This window comes from Prosthecochloris marina (assembly GCF_003182595.1).
In the GTDB taxonomy this organism is placed as follows: Bacteria; Bacteroidota; Chlorobiia; order Chlorobiales; family Chlorobiaceae; genus Prosthecochloris; species Prosthecochloris marina.
In genome coordinates this window covers 56,898-81,343 of sequence record NZ_PDNZ01000005.1, presented here as the reverse complement: position 1 = coordinate 81,343, position 24,446 = coordinate 56,898, and the positions used below count along the sequence as shown (strand labels likewise).

25 protein-coding genes and 2 tRNA genes are annotated in these 24,446 nt (G+C 46.5%); 9 read left to right on the top strand and 18 right to left on the bottom strand.

All coding sequences use genetic code 11. The features are described from left to right. Positions 1-22 precede the first annotated feature (22 nt). From CR164_RS08080 to CR164_RS08055, 6 genes are all read right to left on the bottom strand, one after another. Complete coding sequence (locus tag CR164_RS08080; RefSeq protein ID WP_110023421.1) at positions 23-595, bottom strand: NADH-quinone oxidoreductase subunit B; 573 nt, start codon at positions 593-595, stop codon at positions 23-25. A 37-nt stretch (positions 596-632) separates the two neighbouring features. Then, a complete protein-coding gene (locus tag CR164_RS08075; RefSeq protein WP_110023420.1) occupies positions 633-1,055 on the bottom strand; it encodes an NADH-quinone oxidoreductase subunit A in 423 nt (140 codons plus the stop codon). Positions 1,056-1,257: 202 nt separating this feature from the next. Then, complete coding sequence (locus tag CR164_RS08070; protein WP_146204152.1) at positions 1,258-1,497, bottom strand: hypothetical protein; 240 nt, start codon at positions 1,495-1,497, stop codon at positions 1,258-1,260. Position 1,498: 1 nt separating this feature from the next. Further along, entirely contained in the window at positions 1,499-2,098 is a 600-nt protein-coding gene (locus CR164_RS08065) for a tetratricopeptide repeat protein (protein WP_110023418.1), read from the bottom strand. Next, positions 2,085-3,155: a ferrochelatase gene (locus CR164_RS08060; protein WP_110023417.1), complete on the bottom strand. Its 1,071-nt coding sequence runs from the start codon at positions 3,153-3,155 to the stop codon at positions 2,085-2,087. The genes CR164_RS08065 and CR164_RS08060 overlap by 14 nt, the downstream gene beginning before the upstream one ends. Beyond that, the gene (locus CR164_RS08055) at positions 3,152-3,739 is read right to left on the bottom strand and encodes a phosphatase PAP2 family protein (RefSeq protein ID WP_110023617.1); all 588 of its coding nucleotides are present in this window, start codon (positions 3,737-3,739) and stop codon (positions 3,152-3,154) included. The genes CR164_RS08060 and CR164_RS08055 overlap by 4 nt, the downstream gene beginning before the upstream one ends. 107 nt (positions 3,740-3,846) lie before the next feature. Here CR164_RS08055 and CR164_RS08050 point away from each other — a divergent pair. From CR164_RS08050 to CR164_RS08030, 5 genes are all read left to right on the top strand, one after another. Further along, positions 3,847-3,928: transfer RNA gene (locus tag CR164_RS08050), tRNA-Leu, on the top strand. Positions 3,929-3,983: 55 nt separating this feature from the next. Beyond that, positions 3,984-4,068: transfer RNA gene (locus CR164_RS08045), tRNA-Leu, on the top strand. A 33-nt stretch (positions 4,069-4,101) separates the two neighbouring features. Continuing rightward, a complete protein-coding gene (locus tag CR164_RS08040; protein WP_110023416.1) occupies positions 4,102-4,623 on the top strand; it encodes an HIT family protein in 522 nt (173 codons plus the stop codon). A gap of 6 nt (positions 4,624-4,629) precedes the next feature. Further along, positions 4,630-5,565, top strand: coding sequence for a class I SAM-dependent methyltransferase (locus CR164_RS08035; protein WP_110023415.1), 936 nt, complete (start codon positions 4,630-4,632; stop codon positions 5,563-5,565). A gap of 170 nt (positions 5,566-5,735) precedes the next feature. Beyond that, positions 5,736-6,623, top strand: a complete 888-nt coding sequence (locus CR164_RS08030) for a hypothetical protein (RefSeq protein WP_110023414.1) — start codon at positions 5,736-5,738, stop codon at positions 6,621-6,623. An 11-nt stretch (positions 6,624-6,634) separates the two neighbouring features. On the opposite strand, the gene CR164_RS08025 is transcribed toward CR164_RS08030, so the two are convergent. Further along, positions 6,635-6,904, bottom strand: coding sequence for a TolC family protein (locus tag CR164_RS08025; RefSeq protein ID WP_239994508.1), 270 nt, complete (start codon positions 6,902-6,904; stop codon positions 6,635-6,637). Positions 6,905-7,275: 371 nt separating this feature from the next. Here CR164_RS08025 and CR164_RS08020 point away from each other — a divergent pair, with 371 nt between their 5' ends. Then, a complete protein-coding gene (locus tag CR164_RS08020) occupies positions 7,276-9,975 on the top strand; it encodes a cation-transporting P-type ATPase (protein WP_110023412.1) in 2,700 nt (899 codons plus the stop codon). Between the two features lie 69 nt (positions 9,976-10,044). Here the strand turns inward: CR164_RS08020 and CR164_RS08015 are convergent, their stop codons facing one another. The 10 genes from CR164_RS08015 to CR164_RS07965 form a co-directional block, all read right to left on the bottom strand. Then, positions 10,045-11,436, bottom strand: a complete 1,392-nt coding sequence (locus CR164_RS08015) for a TolC family protein (protein WP_110023616.1) — start codon at positions 11,434-11,436, stop codon at positions 10,045-10,047. A 71-nt stretch (positions 11,437-11,507) separates the two neighbouring features. Beyond that, entirely contained in the window at positions 11,508-12,836 is a 1,329-nt protein-coding gene (locus CR164_RS08010) for a replication-associated recombination protein A (RefSeq protein WP_110023411.1), read from the bottom strand. Beyond that, positions 12,836-13,492, bottom strand: a complete 657-nt coding sequence (locus CR164_RS08005) for a riboflavin synthase (RefSeq protein WP_110023410.1) — start codon at positions 13,490-13,492, stop codon at positions 12,836-12,838. Before CR164_RS08005 ends, CR164_RS08010 begins: the two co-directional genes overlap by 1 nt. A 137-nt stretch (positions 13,493-13,629) precedes the next feature. Then, a complete protein-coding gene (gene nadA / locus CR164_RS08000; protein ID WP_146204151.1) occupies positions 13,630-14,589 on the bottom strand; it encodes a quinolinate synthase NadA in 960 nt (319 codons plus the stop codon). Between the two features lie 20 nt (positions 14,590-14,609). After that, positions 14,610-15,110, bottom strand: coding sequence for a thiol peroxidase (tpx, locus tag CR164_RS07995; RefSeq protein ID WP_110023408.1), 501 nt, complete (start codon positions 15,108-15,110; stop codon positions 14,610-14,612). A 199-nt stretch (positions 15,111-15,309) separates the two neighbouring features. Beyond that, positions 15,310-16,125: an ABC transporter ATP-binding protein gene (locus CR164_RS07990; RefSeq protein WP_239994507.1), complete on the bottom strand. Its 816-nt coding sequence runs from the start codon at positions 16,123-16,125 to the stop codon at positions 15,310-15,312. A gap of 37 nt (positions 16,126-16,162) precedes the next feature. After that, positions 16,163-16,579 carry a DoxX family protein gene (locus CR164_RS07985; protein ID WP_110023407.1) on the bottom strand — a complete coding sequence of 139 codons (417 nt, stop codon included), beginning with the start codon at positions 16,577-16,579 and terminating at the stop codon, positions 16,163-16,165. A gap of 203 nt (positions 16,580-16,782) precedes the next feature. Then, positions 16,783-17,796 carry a porin gene (locus CR164_RS07975; RefSeq protein WP_110023405.1) on the bottom strand — a complete coding sequence of 338 codons (1,014 nt, stop codon included), beginning with the start codon at positions 17,794-17,796 and terminating at the stop codon, positions 16,783-16,785. 282 nt (positions 17,797-18,078) lie between these two features. After that, positions 18,079-19,197 carry a bifunctional diaminohydroxyphosphoribosylaminopyrimidine deaminase/5-amino-6-(5-phosphoribosylamino)uracil reductase RibD gene (gene ribD / locus CR164_RS07970; RefSeq protein WP_110023404.1) on the bottom strand — a complete coding sequence of 373 codons (1,119 nt, stop codon included), beginning with the start codon at positions 19,195-19,197 and terminating at the stop codon, positions 18,079-18,081. A gap of 18 nt (positions 19,198-19,215) precedes the next feature. Then, a complete protein-coding gene (locus CR164_RS07965) occupies positions 19,216-19,740 on the bottom strand; it encodes a deoxycytidylate deaminase (protein ID WP_110023613.1) in 525 nt (174 codons plus the stop codon). A gap of 164 nt (positions 19,741-19,904) precedes the next feature. Between CR164_RS07965 and CR164_RS07960 the strand changes: the two genes are divergently transcribed. Continuing rightward, positions 19,905-21,545: an NFACT RNA binding domain-containing protein gene (locus CR164_RS07960; protein ID WP_110023403.1), complete on the top strand. Its 1,641-nt coding sequence runs from the start codon at positions 19,905-19,907 to the stop codon at positions 21,543-21,545. Between the two features lie 48 nt (positions 21,546-21,593). Beyond that, positions 21,594-21,998 carry an acyl-CoA thioesterase gene (locus tag CR164_RS07955; RefSeq protein ID WP_110023402.1) on the top strand — a complete coding sequence of 135 codons (405 nt, stop codon included), beginning with the start codon at positions 21,594-21,596 and terminating at the stop codon, positions 21,996-21,998. On the opposite strand, the gene CR164_RS07950 is transcribed toward CR164_RS07955, so the two are convergent. Continuing rightward, positions 21,979-23,304 (bottom strand): LptF/LptG family permease, encoded by a 1,326-nt coding sequence (locus tag CR164_RS07950; protein ID WP_110023401.1) that lies wholly within the window; start codon positions 23,302-23,304, stop codon positions 21,979-21,981. The genes CR164_RS07955 and CR164_RS07950 overlap by 20 nt on opposite strands. Positions 23,305-23,716: 412 nt before the next feature. Here CR164_RS07950 and CR164_RS07945 point away from each other — a divergent pair, with 412 nt between their 5' ends. Beyond that, positions 23,717-24,376 carry a L,D-transpeptidase gene (locus CR164_RS07945; RefSeq protein ID WP_110023400.1) on the top strand — a complete coding sequence of 220 codons (660 nt, stop codon included), beginning with the start codon at positions 23,717-23,719 and terminating at the stop codon, positions 24,374-24,376. The last annotated feature ends 70 nt before the right edge of the window (positions 24,377-24,446 follow it).

Genomic DNA, 24,446 nt, shown 5'->3' with positions numbered 1-24,446 from the left:
GGGAACCTTGCTTGAATTTGTGTTATGAAGCTTTGACGCCTTTGCGTGCTTCCTGAATAAGCTGACCCGGATCGATACTTTTTTCCTCGAGTTTTTTCAATGCTTCTGCACGTGAAATGCCGATCTGTTCCATGCGAATCAGTTCCTGGACTTTCATCAGTCCTCCTATAAGAGATTCGGGCCTCGGCGGACAACCTGGGACATAGACATCTACCGGAATAATCCTGTCCACACCTTTGAGCACATGATAGCCGTGCTTCCAGTAAGGGCCGCCGCAATTCGAGCAGCTCCCCATCGAGAGAACATATCGGGGTTCGGGCATCTGTTCATAGAGACGAACCACCCTTTCGGCCATCTTCATGGTAACCGTTCCGGCAACAATCATGAGATCCGACTGGCGAGGAGAGGCCCTGGGAAAAATACCGAACCGTTCGAGGTCATAGTTGGAAGCATTTGTCGCCATCATCTCGATAGCACAGCAAGCCAGTCCGAACCCCATCGGCCAGAGAGAAGACAGACGAGCCCAGTTCATGACATTGTCGACCGATGTCACCAGGACATTGTGCTTCGATATATTTGCATCAAGTAATCCCATATCCTCTTATACTTATAGTTTTTTCCGCATCAGGATATCACCGGCCTTCCTCTTTGTCGTCAACAACCGGCATTTTCGGAATATTCGGGGTGGGCCTGACCCAGTCCAAGTCACCTTTAACCCATGCGTACACCAGACCGATAATCAGAATACCCGCAAAAACAAGCGCCTCGATCAGGGCAAATGCCCCAAGCTGCTTGAAAACCGTAGCCCAAGGGAAAAGAAACACCACCTCAACATCGAAAATGATGAAGATCAGGGCAACGACGTAGAAACGTATATTGAATTTTATCCAGGCAGAACCTACAGCTTCTTCACCACACTCGTATATTGCAAGCTTTTCAGGATTGGGTCTGCTGGGGCGTAAAAGGCGGGCGGTCAGATAACCTCCGATAACAAAAATGATACCGAGGAGAAGAAAAACAAAAACGGTGCCGAAATCACTCAACGTTTGGTCCATAAGAATATATTTTACGTTGATATCTCTGGCTCATGAGACTCTTTTAACAAGCTTTTAACAAGTGCGCCCAATATAAACAAAATTGTTGTTGAAACCACAAAAAAAGACAAGAAGAAAACTTTTTCCCACCCCTGCCATAACACGAAACAACCTAAATAAAGAAAAAAATGAAAGAAAAAAACCAAACAAAGAAAGGCAAAAACTACTTTTCACCAAATATTCTTTCACTCAGCAAGACAAGGTAGCGGAAAGCAAAAAAAATTAACAATAGTGACAAACCGATAACCAAAGAGTGTTCAAGCCAGGCAATTCCGATAAACATTGCGAACAACTTTCCGAGAGTCACAGAAAGAAACAGCCACAGTATGGGAAACCATGCTATAGCAAAGACAATCTGAAGCCCTGTTTTCATCAGTTGCTTTCTTTTATAACCTTCTTTCATTTCAGGTTTCATCAAAAAATAGCCCTCCGATTTGCGATGCCAGGGCAGGGTCGAGCTCCTTCAATATCATATGCTGCCTCCTCAGACCCTTGAAATCGCCCTGAGAGAGACAGTACATTGCCATCTTGCAATGCGGTTCAGCTCCATCCGGCTCGAGTTCAAGTGCTTTCTCGATCGCAGCTTTAGCCTTGCCATATTCACCCATGTCGATATAAACATCTCCGAGAAGACAATAGGCATCAACATACGAAGGATCTATATCAAGAGCCCTTTCCAGCGTACTGACAGCCGCATCCTCTTTTCCCATGGTTAACTGCACGAATCCCAGATTCTTGTATGCATGAAGAAAATCCCTGTCGAGCGCGACTGCACGAAGAAAATCCTGACCTGCCTGACGATAGTTGCCTGTTGACATATGGGCAACCCCTCTTGAATACAGAACATTGACGTTCCGGTAATCTTTTTCCAGCAGTCCGTCAAGAACACCAACAGCCTCGGAATACCTGCCAGCACCGATATACGCCAAAGCAAGTTCATACTGCTTTCCATTATCACCCGGATCAATCCCGGCAGCTTTTTCAAGCTTCTCAATTTCCTGCATGTTCACCGATTTTTTTTACAGACCATAAATTCTCGAAGACCTCCTGAACTGCATGAAGTTTTTCTATTTCATCGACAATACGCGCAGCAAGCCATTCAGCAAACTGCGGAAAACCATTGATACAACGAATGTACTGTTTGTATGTAAACGGGGATTTTTCAAGCAACGTACGTGCCTCATACTCTGTTTCACTGTTGTCGGCAAAAAAACCATAGGGAAACATCACCACGCTGTCGTAACCCTCGGCGTGGAACTCTTGAAAAGCCTTCTGAACGGTTTCAGCTGTCCATTCACCTCCGGTAGTATGGTTCATACACCCCTGCTTGACCCCATGAAAAACATTTCGGGGATCATTTATAATTTGCTTTTTCACCATCTCGAAAAACTCACCGGTTTCATTCAACCCGGTAAATACTTTCGGAGGATTTCCAGCACGATCCCGCACAAGAGTACCGTGAATAACCAGCACCAACCCTTTTTTGCCAGGCTTACCCAAATAAGACCTGTCGATATTCTGAAACAGATAATCGGTATAGAGCCTGTGCAACTCCTCGTCCTGCCAAAGCTTGTTCAGCATACGGGTCTTTTCAAACTTTTGATCTCCGTAAATATCCGTCACGATTTGACAAGCAACCCCACAGGAAAATGCTGACTCCACAGGGATCATCGGAACAACAATCACCCCATCATATTCCGTCTGAATACTTGCGAGAGAATCCTCAAGATACGGCGGGACAAAATAGTAGGAATCGAATACATCAACGTCAACGGAAGAAAGAATAGAACGATCGTCTCTGTGGATCTGATTGGCAATCGATTTGGTTTGCCTTCTATTGGTGGCAACAAGGGTGGACTCATAATTATGTAACCGCCAGTCAATATAGTGCCGTGTTGACCGGTAATCCGCAATCAGATAAACCAGGAATTTCGGCACTTTGACAATCTGCCGGGTTATGACCTTGACTATTCTCCGTGTACTTGGCCAGAGATTTCGCAGCGTCAGTCTTTCAACCTCACCATAGGTTACAATAACGACTGCATACTTTTTTTTCTTCACAATCCAATCCACCACTTTAATTCAGCAAACATGACCAGAAAACCGATCAAGCTGCCAACAAGAGTCTGCATGAACGTATGCGCTTTCAAATAAATTCTCGACCACATCAGTACCGGAACAAGGAACATGAACCAAAATACCACAGTTCCAAACTGGATATAAAGCAAAGCTATTGAAGAAGCTAAAGTAAGAAGGTGAACACTGATCTTCCACTGAAGGGTTATTAGGAGAATAAGCACCGTATTTACAGCATTAAACAGTAAAATGCCGGTAAAAATTCTTGGTGCTTCTAGTTGCTGCATCAATTCGTATCCAAGAAAATTAACTCCGACCATGACCAGCAAAGGAAGAAAGCGCTGTTCACGAAAAGTAATGTTGTAGTCGGATACCTTTCCTATTTTCTTCAGCCCGTATATCAGCAGCACAGGAATAACCGTGCTTGCAAAAAAAAGAAGCAGGAAATAGTCCCATCGTGCAGGGTCATCTCTGAAACCGAAACGTGCAACAAAAAAATATGCTGCTGGCGCCACAACTATCGGGCTAATCAACCAGGATATCAGAGATGCTAAGCGATGGAAAAACATGGAGTAAGCAATGAACAAAAAAGAAGTTACGCATAAAAAATCAACTATCATGGAAGATAGTTTTTATTAAAGAAAAAACCACTTATATTCTTTTTTCATAGCAGAATGCGAGAGTGGTGAAATTGGTATACACGCTAGTCTTAGGAACTAGTGCCGCAAGGCGTAAGGGTTCGAGTCCCTTCTCTCGCACGCTAAAAAATGGATACCTCGAAAAACCGTCGCAGGTGTTTCGAGGTATCCACAAGCCAAAGTGGCGGAATTGGTAGACGCGCTGGACTCAAAATCCAGTGGGTGTTTAACCCGTGTGGGTTCGAGTCCCACCTTTGGTACAACGCTATCTCCTGCAGCAAAATACAGCCAGCATGGAAAAAATGTATTCGCCATGGAGAGAGGTGTACATGGAGTCCTTTAAGGACGAAAGCCACCCTTTCCACCCGGCAAAAGACATCTTTACCGATATCCCTCCGGAACAAGACGAGGAACGTTACGTGCTGCACCGCGCGAAAAAAAGTTTCATCATCATGAATCTTTTTCCCTACAACTGCGGGCACCTTATGGTCATTCCTTTCAAACAAACGCCCGAACTTTCCGATCTTGACGACACGACGAAGCTTGAAATCATGCAGCTCACCGATATCGGCATTGATGCCCTGCGCAGAACAATCCACCCGCACGGCTTCAATTTCGGTGTCAACGTAGGCAGAGTTGCCGGCGGAAGCGTCGATTCGCATATCCACTTTCATATCGTACCCCGCTGGGAAGGTGACACGAATTTCATGCCTGTTGTCGGAGAAACCAAGGTGCTGAGCAACGATATGCGCAGACTTTACAAGCAGCTGCGGAAAGCCATCAAGGAAATAGTGCAGGAAAAAGCCGGGAAATAAGCAATTATGGAGAGGCCCGCTAGCCCCATAACCGGTAACATATCCCCAACCCCTTTCATGACGGTCACTGACCGGTTCAATCCCAAAAGCAGTCAGCAATGGCAACTGGTCCAAGATCCTGAATCAGAACTGATCTACCTCTCTCCTTGCCCTGATGAAACTGAAATGGCTGCCTACTACCCCACCTCATGCTACGATCCTCATCTGTCCGCTAAAATCACGAGAACTTTTCGAGACACACTCTACCTCGCTCTCAGAAAAATCGCCCTCGGCAGGAAGGCATCACTGATCGAGAAAAAAGCCGCTCACCTCTCTTCCGGCTCAAAAATTCTCGAGATAGGCTGTTCAAGTGGTGAATTGCTCGACATACTTCAGCAGAGAAACAGCCTTTCCCCTGAAAATTGCATCGGGTTCGAGAAAGACGGCCGCACAGCTTCTCTTGCAAAGAAAAATTACAGACTTGACGTAAAGACTATTCCGTTTTGTGAAAGTTCACTTTCAGGTACTTTTGACCGCATCATATTTTGGCATGCACTCGAACATATTCACCGAATCAACGAAACACTTGACAAAGCCGCTCGATATCTCGACGCAAAAGGGGCGATGGTTATCGCACTCCCAAATGCCGCAAGTTTCGATGCAACCTTTTACGGCAAGCACTGGGTAGCCTGGGATGCCCCCCGACATCTGTACCACTTCACGCCACAAACCCTCGGCAAGCTTCTCAAACAACACAACCTTGAAATAGCCTCGATGCAGCCGTTCATCTCCGATACCCTTTACAACTGTATCTACAGCGAAAAAAACATGCACCGTATAAAGAGTCCATGTGCGTCTTCTCTGACCAGTGGAATCTTGCGCGGGATACAAAGCATACTCAAAGGAGCGCTGAACAACGAACAGTCCTCAACACTTGTGTATGTCGTCAAACGGCTCAAGTAAGAGAAAAGAAGTCCGGGAACTTAATGTTCTGAAAATGTATTCACCATCATACTCAAATGCATCGCCCTCCAAACCTTGGGAGAGAGCATTCAATCCAGGGCTATCCGAACCCCTCTATAAACGTTCAGTATATTTAGCTTACTCTAAAGTCAACTCTTCGAGGAGATACCATGAAAAAGCCATACACCCTCTTATTCCTGCTGTTTTTTCTTATCGCAACCAGCTGCACTCCGAAAGCCGAAGAACAAACCGAAGAAGCTGTTCAGGAAAAAGCCGGAGCTCTAAACGAAGCAGTTGAGAATGTAACCGAAGAACCTGTCCAAGAAATTGAGGATGAAGTGGCCGAAACAAGCGTGGAAAACAACGCCATAGATGCGTCCGACACTGCGGTTATGGATAAAACAGAGGAAGTGATATTCACTCCGGGCACAACCGGCACCTCAATTACATCCTCTATCGCAGGCCGTCAGTCCAAAAACTACACACTCAAGGCGGCTGCCGGACAGACAATGAACGTGGTCCTGTCCAGCGACAATACCGCAAATTATTTTAACATTTACGCTCCTGGCAAGGGACCGGGCGACGAAGCCATGTTCACAGGTTCGATCAATGGAAACCGTTATACAGGAACGTTACCGGCAACAGGCCAGTATACCATACAGGTTTTCATGATGCGAAGCGCTGCGCGCCGCAATGAAACAGCAAACTATACCCTCAAGCTCGATATTACCGGAGAGAAAAAAGAGATGTCAGGAAACAGCAGTATACAATGGCCGGCAAGTGGAGATGCTTCCGGCCGCATAGTATGCTCCGGCAAAAAAGAAAATATCAAATCATTCTGTGAATTCAGGGTTAAAAGAAACCCGAATGGTGCAACCATCTGGATGGTCAAACCGGGAAGCCTCAATACACTCCGCGCCCTTTACTTCGAAAACGACACATTTACAACCGATGACAACTCCAAGATAAAGCAGGTAAGAGTTGACGATAACTGGAAAGTCTATGTAGGAATTTCGGAATTGTACATTATACCCGACGCCCTCATCTACGGAGGGTAGAATTTGGACACCTACAATTCATTCGCGGATTTTACAGTTCTGCAAAGAACCTTGTTCGGCTGTAGTTCCGCCTCGGAAAGCTCGAGTTGTGAGCCGATGCCTTCACGCAAACGCAGCTGCGTAATCTCATAGCTCCTCTCGGCCGTACGGATTGTTCTATCCTGCACTTCTATTCTTTTCCGGGACTCTTCAAGATCCGAGAGCTTCATTCCCACCTTAGCGCGTATGTCGGCTTTCAGATCTTCATGCCTGGCAATGAACTGCAAGCAACCATGTCTCACCCGCTCGAACTGTTGTGCACTGGTCCGAAACCTTGTAACCAGTGTCGTGCAGCAAGCGCTTCAGCATAGGCGGCCAAACATCCCAAGCTTCATTACCAGGCATCCTGTCCACCTGATTCAAAAGTTGCTGATATAAAAAACGCCTCCACAGGAATAGTTATCTCTCTCTTCTATTCATTAAAAATCAACACCCACATGTAAAGAATACGCCTTTAATCCTGCAACCCTGCCGGATTGACTAACGATACTATACAACAATTGCATCCTCCTCACAGAAAACCGCAAATGCTTGGGAACAAACAACAAAACCGCATTGTAGGATATGGTGAAACGCAAAGATTTCGACACGATTTATCAAGAGTTTAAAAACCATGAAAGAGCAACAAGCCTGGCACAGTAAAACCGCTGAACAAGTTTTTCATCTGCTTTCGACTTCAAACAAAGGCTTGACCGATAACGAGATTACAGCGCGAACGGAACAATACGGACCCAATCGTCTCACCCCGGCAAAAAAACAGCATCCGGTTATCAAATTTCTATCTCAATTCAAGAATATTCTAATCTACGTTCTCCTTGTGGCTGCTGTTGTTACCGCTCTGCTTGATCACTGGATCGATGCCTGGGTCATACTTAGCGTGGTCATCATCAATGCGCTAGTCGGATTTGTTCAGGAAGGAAAGGCAGAAAAAGCCCTGGATGCAATTAAAAACCTTCTCTCTCCCCAGGCAATGGTCCGTCGGAACAACCGAACATTTACTATACCCTCCGATCAACTGGTGCCAGGCGATATCGTCATCCTGCAGTCAGGCGACAAAGTACCGGCGGATATGCGGCTATTTTCTGTCAGAAATCTTCGCATCGATGAATCCCTGTTAACAGGAGAATCGCTTCCTGCAGAAAAAAACAGCAAGACAGTCAAGAGTGATACACCGTTAGCTGAACGCGCAAACATGACATTTTCAGGAACACTTGTCACTTACGGAAAAGGTGAAGGTGTCGTTACCGAAACTGGTGATCAAACGGAGATCGGCCGAATCAGCTCCATGCTCGGCAAAGTTGAAACCCTTGAAACCCCTTTGCTTCGACGCATTGACGAGTTCGCCCGAACCCTGACTGTTGCAATTGTCCTGCTTTCAGCGCTGCTTTTCGGCTTTGGCGTCTTCGCCAGAGGATACTCGCTGACACAAATGTTCAATGCAGCTGTCGGTCTTGCAGTTGCTGCTATTCCGGAAGGTTTGCCCGCAATTATGACCATAGCGCTGGCGATCGGTGTAGAGGCAATGGCGCACCGAAAAGCCATAATCCGCAGGCTGCCGGCAATTGAAACGCTTGGATCGGTGTCAGTCATCTGCACGGACAAAACCGGAACGTTGACCCGCAATGAAATGACGGTCAAATCAGTTGCCCTCCCGGGAAAACGCTTCGAAGTCACCGGCTCTGGCTACGATCCTCACGGCACCTTTCAGCTTGACGGCCGAGAAATTGATCTCCGGAACCATTCCCAGATGAGGGCCATTGCTCATGCGTCTCTGCTATGCAACGATGCAACCCTTCAGTTTCGCGATGAACAGTGGACAATATCCGGAGATCCTACAGAAGGCGCCCTCTGTGTCCTTGGCAAAAAAGCAGGTTATGACCCGGACCTGGAACGCCAAAACTGGCCAAGGATCGATTTGATTCCGTTCGAATCTGAACACCGTTTCATGGCAACTTTACATCACGATCATACCGACAGGACGTTTATCTACCTGAAAGGAGCCCCCGAGGTAGTACTTGAACGCTGTACGAAACAACGGCATGGCGAAGCCGAAGAGCCCCTCAACTATCAATACTGGGAAAACATCACTCAGAAAATGGCAGCCCAGGGTCATAGGTTACTTGCCATAGCCAGCAAAAAGACAATCTCTGGACAAGAAACACTGACATTTGAGGATGTAGCCTCCGGACTGACGCTGATCGGAATTGTCGGTATGATCGACCCTCCGAGAGACGAAGCCATCGTGGCGGTCAAACGATGCCAGCAGGCAGGCATTCGTGTAAAGATGATCACAGGTGACCACGTCGATACCGCCAGAGCCATCGGGAAAATGACCGGCATCGGAGACGGATCAAAAGCTTTGACAGGAACGGAAATTGAGGCGATGAGCGACGAGGAACTGCAACAAAAAGTCAATGGTATCGACGTATTTGCACGCAGCAGCCCCGAACATAAGATCAGGCTGGTCAAGGCACTCCAATCAAATGGCTCTGTCGTAGCGATGACAGGAGACGGCGTCAACGACGCCCCTGCCCTTAAAAGAGCCGATGTAGGGATTGCAATGGGACAGAAAGGAACGGAAGTTTCCAGAGAAGCATCTGAAATGATACTTGCCGACGACAATTTTGCAACTATAGCCAGTGCCGTCGAACAGGGACGGACAGTATATGATAACCTTAAAAAATCCATTCTTTTTGTCCTGCCGACCAACGGGGGCGAAGCACTCAGCATCCTCTTTGCCGTAGCACTGGGCTATACGCTGCCTGTCACAGCGGTACAGATCCTCTGGGTCAACATGGTTACAGCGGTAACGCTCGCCCTCACCCTTGCGTTCGAAAAAGCCGAAAACAACGTGATGGAACGCAAACCAAGGAAATCCGGCGAGCCAATCCTTTCGGGCTTTATCGTCTGGAGAATCGTGTATGTTTCGCTTATCCTGCTGAGCGGCACTTTCGGGCTCTTTCTCTGGTATGAAAAAGCAGGGTACTCTCATGACATGGCGCGAACCGTCGCCGTCAACACACTTGTCATGTTTGAAATATTCTATCTTTTGAGTTCACGCTTCTTTGTGGCGTCTGTTTTCTCGAAAAAGGGACTACTGGGCAACCCTGCCGTCCTCTATGCGATAGGAATACTTATTGTCTTACAGTCACTGTTCAATTATACCCCATTCATGCAGACATTGTTTGCAACTGTACCGATCGGACTGTCGGACTGGCTCACCATTCTGCTGGTCAGCTCTTCAGTGCTGTTCCTTGTCGAATTGGAAAAATACATACTCAGAAAACGCCGTGCAGACAGCCTGACCATTTAACCGGCGTCCGGGAAACCGAAGCCCTTTCCACGAGTAATTCGAGCACTGCTCGACGATCAGGAAAACAGCTTACAGCTCATCCTCGGGTTTAACAGTTCTGCCAAGAGCCCTGTCGCACTCGACACGGGCAATCAGGTAATCGTAAACAGCCTGGAGATAATTGGTCTTGGCCTTGTTGAGCTGTAGCTCCGCCTCGGAAAGCTCGAGTTGTGAGCCGATGCCTTCACGGAAACGCAGCTGCGTAATCTCATAGCTCCTCTCGGCCGTACGGATTGTTCTATCCTGCACTTCTATTCTTTTCCGGGACTCTTCAAGATCCGAGAGCTTCATTTCCACCTCAGCGCGTATGTCGGCTTTCAGATCTTCATGCCTGGCAATGGACTGCAAGCGACCAAGTTTCGCCTGCTCGACCTGTGCACTGGTCCGACACCCGGTAAACAGTGGCAAGGAAACCTGTGCCCCAATATATGAAGTCACCGGCCAGTCGGTATCCTCGATAGCCACCCCGTCTTCAAATTGCGTTTGCGCCTGCAACTGCCCAACTGCGGTAACCGTCGGAAAACGCTCGGCTCTTGTTTTGCTGACATTTTGCGCATCGGCTTCCACTTGTAGTTCGAGCTGGCGTACCTCGGGCCTCGCAGCAAGCGCTTCGGCATACGCTGTCGAAACATCCTGAGGATACTCACCCTGCTGATAAACAAGCGAATCAGAAAGAACAACGTTTTGTAAAAGATCAAGACCTATGATATTTTTGAACTTCGTCTTGACGATTACTGCCTGATTTTTAGCTTCGATGAGGTCCGGCTTGATATTCTCCACAGAAAGAAAAGCTTGTAAAGTATCGATATCTGCAGCAACACCTTCTTTGAAGAGAGCCCGGCTGTCACGAAGGGCAGTTTCCCAGCGGGCGATGCTTTGCTCCAGTATCTTAACCTGTTCGGCTGCAATCAAAACATTGTAATATGATGTTTTAATGTCGCTGATAACCTCTGCTTTAATCCTACGATACGATTCCATGCTAATCTTTTTCACTATAGTGGACTCACGTATCCCGGCAATAGCCCGAAGATCGAGCAATGGCTGTGTCAGCGATAAGGAAGCGCTCATTGAATTGTCCAGACTCACTTCCAGGGGAACCAGTCGGTTTAGGTCACCGCCTTGAACGTCCGGAAAATAGATAATCGATGGTTCCAGAGTTCTTGTATAGTCGAATCCCGCATCGAGCTGAGGAAGCATGTCCGCTCGTGCTTCGCATACTTTCTGACCGGCAATATCCCGATCGAGCCGTGCAATCTCGAGATCACGATTACGACCAAGCCCGGTTGAAACCGCTTCATCGAGCGAAAGTATCAATACGGTCTCTCCACTCACACTTCTTTCAACAGCAGGAAGAACCCATGGCAGCAGTGTGAGAAACCCCACCGAAATCAGGCAGAAGAAAGATTTTTCGATAGTTCGCATGGTAAACAAATCTCGTATCAAGAGCTGAAAAGGCCAAATATACCGAAATCGCAGGACTGCATGAACAATGATCAATATCTTCCCTTCCAAAGCTTTTCAAGGCGCTCCTTGATGAATTTCTCCCTTCCTTCTACAGTCGGATGATAAAAAACAGGATCATGGCCTTCAGGCATGTACTTTTCCTTGACAAAATGTTCCGGATAATCATGCGGGTACTTGTAACCCTTACCATATCCCGACTCTTTCATGAACTTGGTAGGGGCATTTCGCAAATGCATCGGTACTGGAGCCTCCTGCTGTTGCCCGGCATAGTGTTGTGCATCGTTTATCGCCCGATAACTTGCATTGGACTTCGCAGAGCCTGCCAAGTAGGTAACCCCCTGTGCAAGATTGATTCTCGCCTCGGGCAGACCGATCACCTCGACAGCATGGAAAACAGATACTGCCAGCGTAAGGGCATATGGATCGGCATTGCCGATATCTTCGCTGGCGAAAATCACCATTCTGCGAGCTATGAATTTCGGGTCTTCTCCTCCATCGAGCATCTTCGCAAGCCAGAAAAGCGCCGCATCGGGATCGGATCCTCTCATAGATTTTATAAAAGCCGATATGATATCGTAATGCGACTCCCCTTTTTTATCATAGACCGGAAGCTTTTTTTGAAGCGCTTTTTCAAGCAGGCTTCTTGAAATATGAACTGGTACAGTGGAAGTATCAACCATCGACAACGCAGCCTCAAGAGCGTTCAGAGCTTTCCGTGCATCGCCGCCGGCATAGCGCAAAAGAAAATCCCAGTCATCTATGGCCACCTGATATGAAGCAATCGTGCTATCGCTTTCAAATGCCCGTCTGACAACAGCTTCAATATCGCGGTCACCAAGAGGCTCAAGAATGTAGACCTGCATCCGGCTCATCAGAGCAGGGTTGACCTCGAAAGAAGGGTTCTCGGTTGTCGCCCCTATCAGCACAACAATCCCTTGTTCGATCGCATGTAATAGTGAATCTTGCTGCGCCTTGTTGAATCGGTGAATCTCGTCGATAAACAACAGGGTCTGACGTCCCTCTATTCTCTGCGCCGATTCCGCAAGTTCAAGCGCTTTGCGGACCTCTTTCACCCCTGCATCGACTGCGGAGAGCGAATCAAAACGAAAATCCAGCGAGTATGCGCAAATTTCCGCAAGGGTTGTTTTACCTGAACCTGGAGGCCCCCAGAATATCATGGACGGCAAGCGCTTTTGCACAAGAAACCTTTTGAGGGGACCGTCAGCACCGATAAGGTGCTCCTGACCGTACATTTCCTCGAGAGTTTTGGGCCGCACCCTTTCGGCAAGCGGCTGAAAACCGGAGCCTCTTTTTTCCCTGGAAGGCAACCCGAAAAGGTCATCCTGCATGTGCGACATCAATATCCTAAATCACTTAACCAGCTTTCACTGATTTTTCCAGCATTGCCTGTAACATTTTTCACAAGCTCCTGCTGTTTTACGATATATTTACCGAGAATATCAAACTCCAGATTTACTCCGCCCCCTACCTTGAGATGGTTGATGGTCGTATTCTCGAACGTATAGGGAATAATAGCAACGGAAAAACTATTTTCCTTGACATCTGCAACGGTAAGACTGACACCATCAATCGCAATGGAACCTATCGGCACGATAAATGGCTGAAACTCTTCAGGAAAACCAATCCTTATCTCCCTGCTTCCATCCAGCTCGCGCACCTCGAGAACGTTGCCGACGCAATCAACATGTCCCTGAACAAAATGCCCTCCAAGCCTGTCCGAAGGGCGCAACGCTCTTTCGAGGTTTACGGAAAACCCTGGAGCGAAGGTGCCAAGTGTGGTTTTTTTCAGCGTTTCCTCGATTGTATTGACATCGAACGTCTTATCGCCAAGAGCCACTACCGTCTGACATGTTCCGTTAATCGCAACACTTTCATCAATTGCAAGGTCACCGAACTCTTGTTCATTTTCATAACGTACACAAATATGCAGGTTTGAACCTTGACGGCGTATTGCCGCTATCGTCCCGATATCTTTGACAATTCCAGTAAACATAATCCAGACCGTTACTTTTTTCCAGGCAACCGAATCTTGCCGAACTCGTTAACCATATATAGCATTTTCCGGCGTTTTCCTCTGAACTTCACTGACAAACTTTACCTGCAAGATATCTCTTTGAAAGACACTTTTGTTCAGAAAAGCCGATTGAAGAGCGTACGGATACGCTCGGCAACAACCCGGTCAACCTGTACAGGGTAACACATCTTCTCAAGGGATTCCAGAACGGTTTTCAACCGCAACACCTTAAAAACATTACACGTCAGATAAGAACTCAAATGCAGGATATTTTTTTCGGGAAACTCGTTCCGCATTCTGTCGAAAAAGCCACGTTCGGTACCAAGTATGATCGCCCCCGGATTTCCGTCTTTTCTTATCTGCTCACGCATTTCACCGGTTCCCATCACATAATCCGCTGCATCGATCACCTCTTGCTTGCACTCCGGATGGACCATTATGCATGCATCGGGAAACTCATCTTTCAAACGTTGCACATCGGAGAGGTCTGCCGAATTGTATACATTGCACACCGGATTCCCACCATAGGCAATGACTTTCTTGCCGCACCGCTTCACTGCATCATCCGAACAGTTCCGTTCTCCGGCAAAAAGAACCTCATCGGCATCTACGTTTTCAATGGTATCGACAACTTCTCCAGGAAAAGCCACATAGTCGGCCAGTAGTTTTGTTTCGAGCGGAGACGTCGCATAACAGACCAGCGGTTTACCACGATGATGCTTTTTGAATGCAGCGATATTGTCGAAACCGAGATTGCTGTGGCTAGCGACCGGACACTCGGCTATTTCAGGCACAAGAACCTTTTTTTCCGGCCACATAGCCGCAGTTATTTCCGCAAAAAAAGCAGGAGCGAGCACAACCGCTACGTTCGCTTCACAGCCCCGAACGACCGCGTCGAAAAACCCCCTGCTGTCCGAAAGCACATCTGCAACATCATGCACCTCTGCCGGAGCATAATGATGAGCGATAATCACTGCATTTCTTTCTCTTTTGAGCAGCTCTATCCTTTTTTTAACAGAACTCCCCTCTTCTCCCCGGCATGACTGCTGCATGTCGTAACATGAATTGAAATTCACAAAACAACCATGGTGCTGTTTTACACCATGGCTTTCAAAGCCGCTTCATAATCCGGCTCCTGAGTTATTTCGGGCACTTGTTCGGCATAGATGACCTTACCTTGGTCATCAACGATCACCACAGCACGAGAAAGGATTCCTTTCAACGGACCATCAATCATGGTAACACCGTAATCGTTACCGAATTCAGGAGAACGAAACACAGAAAGAGACACAACGTTCTCTATTCCTTCAACCTCGCAAAAACGCTTGTGGGCAAAAGGGAGATCAGCAGACACACAAAGAACAACTGTGTCGGGAATACTTGAAGCCTCGAGGTTGAAACGCCTGACCGAAGCTGCACAAACAGGAGTATCGAGACTCGGAAAGATGTTCAGAACAATCCTTTTGCCGCTAAAGTCTGTCATACTTGTTTCTGTCAGGTCTTTATTCACAAGAGAAAACGAAGGAGCGGCAGTTCCTTTTGCTGGCAACTCACCGACAGTTGCTACAGGATTTCCTTTCAATGTAATGTTGGCCATGTTTTTTAAGTAATTTTTAACTATAAAAGATTGTATTTCAATGTGGTAACAATAAAGGGATCTCAAGAAACAGTATGGGGAAACGGGAAAAACCAGAACAAAGTTCCTGCAGGCGAAAAATTCCGGAGCGTGAAACATTTTCTGCTCCATAACAGATACAACACCAGCAAGAAGTATGTAAAAAGAGCACTTACATTGTTCAACCGGGAAAAACCTGGTAAAAGCCATTTGAAACGGCAACCTGCAATGGAATCTCGAAAAGTGTGGAAAGATTTGAAGAGGTCAACACCTCGGTTTTTTCTCCATCCAAAAAAATTCGGCCGTTTTTAATCAGCACCACTCTTTTGATTTCCGGAGGAATTTCATGAACATGATGCGTAACCAAGATGATTGTTTTTCCTTCGCGGATAAGACTTCTGACAATATCCAGATACTGAAACGACGCTTTGAGATCAAGACCTGTTGTCGGCTCGTCAAGGAGCAGAGCTCTTGGATCGTTAATCAACGCCCGTCCGAGTAAAAACCGTCTCTGCTGTCCAACCGACATTTCTCCGAAAGAACGTTCTGCAAGCGATTCAATGCCCAACTTGCACATGATGAGAGATGCTTTCTCGATATCACCTTCACAAAACTTCTGATAACTCCATGTATCGATGCTCGAGTAGTATCCGGAAAGAATAACATTCAATCCTTTTGCAGATTGCAAATAATCGTGTTGAAGATCATGAGAGATAATGCCGAAACGGGAACGTAACTCCCAGACATTCCAACGTTCCCGTCCAAGTATTTTTAACCGGGAACCTTTTGTGGCTACCGGATAGATATCGCAACTGATAAGCTTTAAGAGAGTTGTCTTACCCGCACCGTTAGGCCCAAGCACTACAGTGCTGTCTCCCTCAGGAATTGCGAGAGATAAACCCTCAAACACAAGACTTTTGCCGCGATATGCAGTTATATCATGAAGCTCCAGCAGGTTTCGATTCATCCCTATACCTGCATTCTCAACACTGTACATCCCGTACTATACCTTTCTGGGAAAGAATTCATTTTCATTAGTCCCACAATCCTCTTCCCCTCGAAACGCTGTACTTGCCGGAACCGAGAAAAACAATGGCCAGCGAACCGAACAGATAGAGAAACTGCAATTCCAATGCATGACCGCCATGCTGAGTCAAAGCAAACAGTTCAGGGATATGCACAAGGTAGATTGCGGCAATCATCACAAAAGCTTCAACCAGCGCAGCAGGACGGGACAAAATACCCAGAACGATAAGTAGTGGAGCAACTACCTCACCAAGCAACACGCCATAAGACAAAAAAGTCGGCAACCCTGCATCAGAAAGAGACTTTTCAATAAACCCGAGCCCATTTTTAAGCTTATGAATCCCGTGAAACAACATCAGTCCGCCAACAGGCAAACGCAACAGCAACTTACCCAAATCATTGTTCTGAATGATACTTTCAACCATATCAATCGAGTGTTTAGTGGTTTCAGGAAAGATGGAGAGGATGCAAAAAAAACTACTTACAAATCATTCTTCACGCACGCAAATTACAACTATTTTATCAGACTTGTAAAAACAAAAGCCGAACTGTCCAACGGAGAAAGACAGTCCGGCGTTTTGGATGTTGCTAACGGTAACACCGGAAAGAACAATCGTTTCTGCTCAGTTTAGTTGACTGTGTATTTGAAGTTGTAGATAGCGCCAACCGACAGAACATAAGGAGTGTAATCGGAATCAAGATCTGCATAACTTGCCATTGCATAAATCTGTGCATTGTCGAGAATGTTGTAGAATGCACCACCGGTTATACCCAATCCTTCTGCCGCACCATCGTCAACCAGACCAAGAGAGAGTGAAAGATCGGTTTTAGCTTCTTCCAGCATAGCCGTTCCTGTCAGATAAAAATAGTTGACGTTGTCAGGACCACCTTTGACATCGATATTTTCATATGAAGCGCCGGCTTTCCAACCCTTCCCTTTATACGTTGCATAGGCCCTTATGGCATCACCATCTGCGGCAATGTTTGGATAGACCACTTTCTTTTCCGGATTGTCGGCATAAACTCCCCCAAAAGTAAAACCGTTTGCACTATAGGAGCCACCGGCAAGATAAGCGAGTTGGTTGTTGTCCTCGCTGTCATCAAAAGCGATCCCGCCAACGAGTTTGAAACCGTTCAGATTCGGTGAGAAATACTGCAGAGCATTATCGGTAAAACCATTGGTCGCAGAAGACAAGCCGTAAGAAGCTCCGCCACCGCTGAACCAGCCGTTCGAACTGATCCTGGAAAGATCATAGAAAGGATCGAGAGCATAACCGGGAAATTTGTAGGCATTGGTCATACGACCATAGGTTACTTTACCGAAGCCACCTTCAAATCCACCAAAGAAAAAACGCTGCTCAAAAGCGTCCTTATCGGCATCACCGTCGGCAAAAGCCCTCACTTGCAAGTGAACAAAGGCTTTTATATCCTCGTTGCCATAAGACCCCTTGATACCGAAACGGGATACGTTATCCGTTCCTTTCCAGCGCTCCATCCCATGCCCATCTTCATCGATGTAATTGAAAGAATAACGGAGGTTACCGTAAACGGTAACACTCGGCTTTGTTTCCTCCGCCGTCACAGCTGACGGAAGTGCCCAGATCATGACGAGGCACAATAATGATAGAATTTTTTTCTTCATGTTGTTGCATTCTAAGTGGTTGTGTTGGTGTTTCCTCGCGTTCTTCTTTTTGCCGATGCTGAAAGCGTATCCTTTTCCACCTTCAAACGCCGAACAAAATCATATAATCATGAGAATATATATACATATACTCATAAAGTATGATGTTATAAAAAACCATCCATAAAACCAAACGCGGAAATAAAAAAGGAGAAAAACCAGGCGAGTCGATGTCGTAAAAAACACCGATACGAAGAGGTTTTTAACGAAAGAAAAGTGTAAAAAATCGCAGCCGAAAGAAGTTTACTGCATGTAGGCTTCGAGTAAAATGTCTTCGCCAAAAAAGAAGGGTGCCTCGAAGTGGAAATGAAAAGCCTTATCGGGAGTATGAACATCGAGCGGGGCAAAAGAGTCAAGACCGTCACCACCGAAGAGCTTGGGAGCAATATAGATATAAACCTTATCGACAAGCATGGATCGAAGCAGAGAAGCTGAAAGCCTGGAACCTGCTTCGACAAAAACGGAAAGGATGCCTTTTGCATGAAGAACCGACAGAACCTCTTCAAGGTCGAGACCGTTCTGTTTTTCGTTGATGTGCACCACCTCGACACCGTTTTTCTGCAAGAGGTCAAGCTTCATGGTATCGGAACTTCCCACCGAAGTAAAAAGAAGCGTCGGCGCATCGCCATTGAAAATTTTAGCTGTATGAGGCAACTGTAACGTCCGGTCAAGTACGACACGCAGGGGGTTGCGCCCCATCGTATGACGAACCGTCAACCGAGGATCATCGGCAAGAACGGTTGCCGATCCTGTAAGAACGGCATCGTAACAGCTGCGAAGGCTGTGCACATGCCTTCTTGCCTCCTTGCCTGTAATCCACTTCGACCGGCCCGTTACGGTTGCTATTTTTCCATCGAGGGTTTGAGCAAGCTTGAGGGCGACAAACGGCATGTTTTTGACATGACTTTTCACGAATGCCTCGTTCAGTTTAAGAGCCTCCTTCTCAAGAATCCCCTCGATAACCTCCACTCCGGCTTTCCGCAGTTTCGCGATACCTTTTCCTGCAACTTTTTTATGAGGATCTCTGCAAGCGACAACAACTCTGGGAATCTTTTTTTGAATGATAAGATCACTGCAGGGAGGGGTCTTACCGTGATGTGAGCAAGGTTCGAGGTTGACATACAGGGTAGATCGGGGCAGCAAAGCCTCATCATCCACACAAGCGATAGCGTTGACTTCGGCATGCGGCCCACCGAACCGTTGATGGAACCCTTCTCCTACAATCCGGTTATCAACGACGAGTACAGAACCAACCATGGGGTTGGGACTGACATAGCCGGCACCTTTTCGGGCAAGCTGAAGACAGCGCGACATAAAATGTTCATGATGCTGCAAATCTCTTCTTGTCTTCTTTACGGCCATAAGTTGTCATGTCGGCGATTAAGGCATTTCAACATGTATTTGCACCAGTTTTACACCCGAAAGACGCAGCAGTTCGGCAATATGGTCGATCTTGTAGGGCTTGTCGTAGTATATGGTCTTAATACCGACGTTGATCAGCACTTTCAGACAATGAATGCACGGACTGGCTGTAATGTAAATATCGGCATCCTTAATGGAAACACCGTGTTTTGCTGCTTGTGCTATTGCATTGATCTCCGCATGAATGGTATTGACGCAATTCTCTTCCACCGTTCCATCAGGATGGGTGCTGCGATAGATTTTACAGGTTGTTTCATTGCAATGCGGCAAACCCGAAGGTGCGCCGTTATAACCGGTAGAAAGAATATTGTTATCCCGAACGAGCACTGCACCGACATGCCCTCTGGTGCAGGTAGCCCTGCGCGAAATCAGGTGAGCAACACTCATGAAATACTCATGCCACCCAAGCCGTTTCTCATGGGTGAAGCCTTCTTCTCCACCATCGGGAGAACAGCAGTTGTCTTGTTGGACATTTTCAGGCATAGACCGGATTTTGATACATTGTTTCAAAAATGTCGAAAACGACACGTTCAGCATGTTGTATTGCGTGTTTTCCGTCCCTTCGATAATCACGTGGCTGGGTTGCTGGAATTGCAATACAACCCGATTTGTTACAAATAAAGAAAGAAAAAACATACAGAACAACGATGCTGCGCAACTATTTCACCCTATACCATCTGGCAAGGGAATTGGATAACCTGCTAAAGAACGGCTACGTTTTCGAAGTATTTTCGCAGCAGCGAAACGAAATAACCATAAGCCTGATAACCAACAAGGGTGACCATCTGCAGCTTGTTGTCGTTACAGGCCATCCCAAGTTCTGTCTCTATACCAGAAAAGGATTGAACAGAAAGCAGCGTAACACCGTGGATTTGATGCCAGAAATTGCTGAAAAAAAAATCTCTGAAATCACCATTGATCCTTGCGACAGAATAATCCGGTTACAGCTCGAAGATAATTATGCTATAATCCTGCAGCTTTTCAGCGCCAAAACAAACGTTCTTCTGGAAAAAAACAGAATGTTCATCGGTGCCTTCAAGCATGGTGTTCCCGACAATACTTCCGGGAAAAAAGAAAGCCATCCCGCCAAGCCTGAAATACTGCGCTCACTTGAACCTCTGGCTTACGATCGAGCTTTTTTTTCAAAACGATTCTCAGAAACACCTGCAAGAGATCTCTTGGAAAAACTGATAAAGATGCTTCCCGGTTTTGACCGCCAGCTTGCAAGGGAACTCACCTGCCGTTGCGACAACAATCACTCTGTGGAAAATATCCATGCCGAGTTTGCCACTCTTTTTTACGAATTGCTTGACCCGCATCCTGCCGTGTTTATCGGCAAGGATAGCTACCCTGAATTTTCAATCCTGCATAACTCCCCGAAAACCTCCACCAGCCTTGAAACAATACATGAGGGTTTGAACCTCTACAGCGGCAAAACATGGCAACATCTGAAAACAAGAGAGCTTGTTGGCGAACTCGACAAAAAGCTAAAACACAAAATGACAAAAATAGAACGTGAACAAGCTCTTTTCCGTCCCGAAAAACTCAGAAAACAAGCCGATGAATATGAGCGAAACGGACACCTGATTATGGCAAATCTGTACAATACCGGGCATCAAAAAAATCAGATGACGGTAAACAATATTTTTGACCCGTCCTCCTGCCCCGTAACGATCTCCCTTAATCCGGAACTGACCTTGCAACAAAACGCTGCGGCATGGTTTCGAAAAGCATCGAAAGCGAAAGAAAAAATCGAAGGAGGTATAAAAAGAAGCAATGCACTTGCAAAACAGAAGCGTGAACTCGTAACACTCATAGAGCTGTCATCGGAGCTCTCGACACCCTCTCAAGTCAGAAATTTTTACCAAACAAACCATACTGCCCTTAAATCGCTCGGACTCGAACGCACATCAAAAAAGGAGAAGAAGCCATTACCGTTCAGAACATTTCCCATCACACAAAAAGCGGTGCTTTATGTCGGCAAAAACGCCAGGAACAACGAAGACCTGACTTTTTCCTTTGCAAAACCACATGACATCTGGCTCCACGCTCGCGGAGCTGCCGGCTCACACTGCATCCTGCGCGGAGCAACGATGCAAAACACCACCGAAATAGAGAAAGCTGCCGAAATCGCGGCATTTTACTCTTCCGCAAAACATTCAGAACTCGTTCCTGTAATGTATACCGAAAAAAAATATATTAGACGAGCCAGAAACATGCCTATCGGCCAGGTTCTAGCGGAAAAAGAAAAGGTTATTATGGTAAAGCCGTCATCAGATGGTTTTTAGAAATGCCCTCATCGTCAACATCAAGGCAAAGGCCAAAGTCAAAAAAACATGGAAAATTACAAACTTGTTCTTCCTGAGCACCTCAACCATTATGGCTACCTCTTCGGCGGCAATCTGCTGAAATGGATAGATGAAATGGGATACATTGCCGTTACGCTGGACTATCCCGGCTGCAACTTCGTAACCGTTGCCATGGACAAGATTGTGTTCAGAAAAAGCATAAAAAAAGGGACTATTCTCTGTTTTGAGACCGTAAAAAACCGTGAAGGACAGACTTCGGTTGAATACACCGTCAACGCATATAAAGACAGTATTGACACAGGAGAACGTGAAATGGTCTTCACCACCCAGATCACGTTTGTCTGCCTGGATAAAAACGGCAACAAAAAGAAGCTAAGTAAGGATAGAAGCGCCTCTGAAGTTTCAGATGACGCTACCGACCTGAACCAATAGCAAGACCGGAAACACGAATCAGGGCAATGACACCGATCAGTAGCATGACAACATTGGCGATCCACATCGCTATCCCTGGATCAAGCAAACTCCTGTCGGATAACTCTTCGCCCATGATAAGCAAGGACCAGTAACTCACAAAAAACAAGAGGGACAAGCCTGCACCGACCCCGAAACCGCCTCGTTTCGCAAGAACCCCGAGGGGAACCCCGACTAACACGAAAACGGTGCAGGCAAACGAAAGTGCATACTTTTTATGAAACTCAACCATGTACTTGTTATACATATCCCTGCTGCGCTCCATATGATCGATCTCCCGGTCAATTCGTGCAAGCATTTTTTCCACCTGCTGCAGAGCCAGTGCTTTTTTCTCAACGGTATATCCGGTTACTGAAGCATTTGCCGGCTGGACCGAATCACGCTGCCTGTTTATTGTCTCCTGTTCACGCAAAACAGCATCGCTGATATGCTTTTGAGCTTCACTCCCGCGCTCTCGAAATTGCTGCCCCACGACATACAGCTGCCTGGCGGACAGTTCCCGATCGCCTCGGCGTATTTCGTTGCCGTCGGTACGCTCAAAACCGTAACCGGTAGAAGAAAAAACATAACGATGCTTATCGAAGGTCGTGATTCTATATTCTTCACTGTCCTCTTCTCTCAACTCATGCATCTGTCCGTCAAGCAGCGTTAAAATCAAATAATGATAATCGGACGTAAACGTAATACTGCCCCTCTCGGCTGTAATGACAGTTTTTTCATCATCTTCTTTTGTCTCGTAAATCGTAATTCCCTTGAGCGTCTCAGCATCATCCCCTGTCTCCCTGACAAGAATAGAATAACCGTCTACAAGCCCTGAAAAAGCATTTTCCGTTAGCCCGAAACTGGGTTTAGCCCTTGTTATGTCTCTCAACAGCTGTTTGGCCTGATAGTTTGCTTCCGGAAGCACAATATTGTTGAACCGTTCCATTACAATCGTGAGAAAAACACCCGCCAGCAAAACCGGAACGATAAGCCGATAAAGAGACAGACCACCAGCCCTCATGACGGTTATTTCCGAGCTGTTCGTAAGGTTTCCGAACACAACGAGAGTAGCAATCAAAACAGCCATAGGAGCTGCAAGCACAACCATCCAGGCGATCTGCAGCACAATCAGCTCAACGACAACAAAAAATTCAAGACCCTTACCGACAAAACGGTCGAAAAAACGGGTAACGAACTGTAATGTGAAAACAAAGAGAATGGTGAAAAAGGCAAAGAAAAAGGGACCGACATGCTCTTTGAGTATATAGCGATACAGTATCTTCATTGGTATCACGACTTTTTCGCAGGAAAAGACAGACATCATCGCGATAATATAGGCAAGACATACGATTGTTGAGGCATCCAACCGCAATCACTGAACGAAAAGTCAAAGGATGGCAAAAGTGAGAAGTCAAACGCCCTGTGTAATACTTTTTGCTTATTACACAGGGTGATCCAGCATCCATAGTGAACAACAGGTACGATACGAGAGGCGGCCTTATGCCAACCCTGTTGAACGTCTAAATGTTTTGAAATGTTAACCTTTATAAGCACCTGGAGCAGAAAAGGAAACCAAACATCGGCGCCGGTAGAAGGAGTGAGAGAAAGGTAATAACAGTTATTTTGTAAATAGAATTTATATACTTTAAATTATATGTGTATAAAGTTGGTTTTCATCAAACGAAACATTCCTTGCTATGACACAAGCATTAAAGATCATCAGTAATACCTGGAAAACAGCTGTATTGTTGTCGGTTCTTTTATCGCTGGTCATCCTCAACAGTGAAAATGCTAACGCGAAGGATGGCAAGGAGCTTCATTTCGCCTCCGAAGAAGTACGGAAAACCGTTTCCTGGGTTAAAAAGAACAAGGATAACCGGAAACTGCCCTACGCAATCATCGATAAGAAAAACGCCCATATCTTTGTTTTTGATGCAAAAAGCAAGATTGTGGACCATGGACCCGTTCTGCTTGGCATTGCAAAATCAGACAGAATCGACCCTAAAACCCTCAATGCCCGGCTTTCATCCATAGGCAAAAACGACCGCGTTACTCCTTCCGGACGTTACGTATCGGTGTTTGGACCCGACCATCGGGGTAAGGATGTTTTATGGGTCGACACAAAATACGCTGTCGGACTGCACCCGGTCGCCAACGTCCCTGGTCAGAGAAGGAAAACCCGCCTCAATTCCACCACATCAGCGGACAACAGAATCACATGGGGCTGCATCAATGTTTCCAAACCGTTATTCACAAACGTACTCACCCCTCTCTTCAAGCCTAAAGCAGGCATAGTCTATATCCTTCCCGAAGCTGCTCCGATTGAACAGCTTCTCGCAAACAAGGATAAGGACTGAGGCTTCTCCGGAAAAATCTGGTCTTGCCGAAAATACCTCAGCGAATTATCCCTTGATGCTAACACCATAG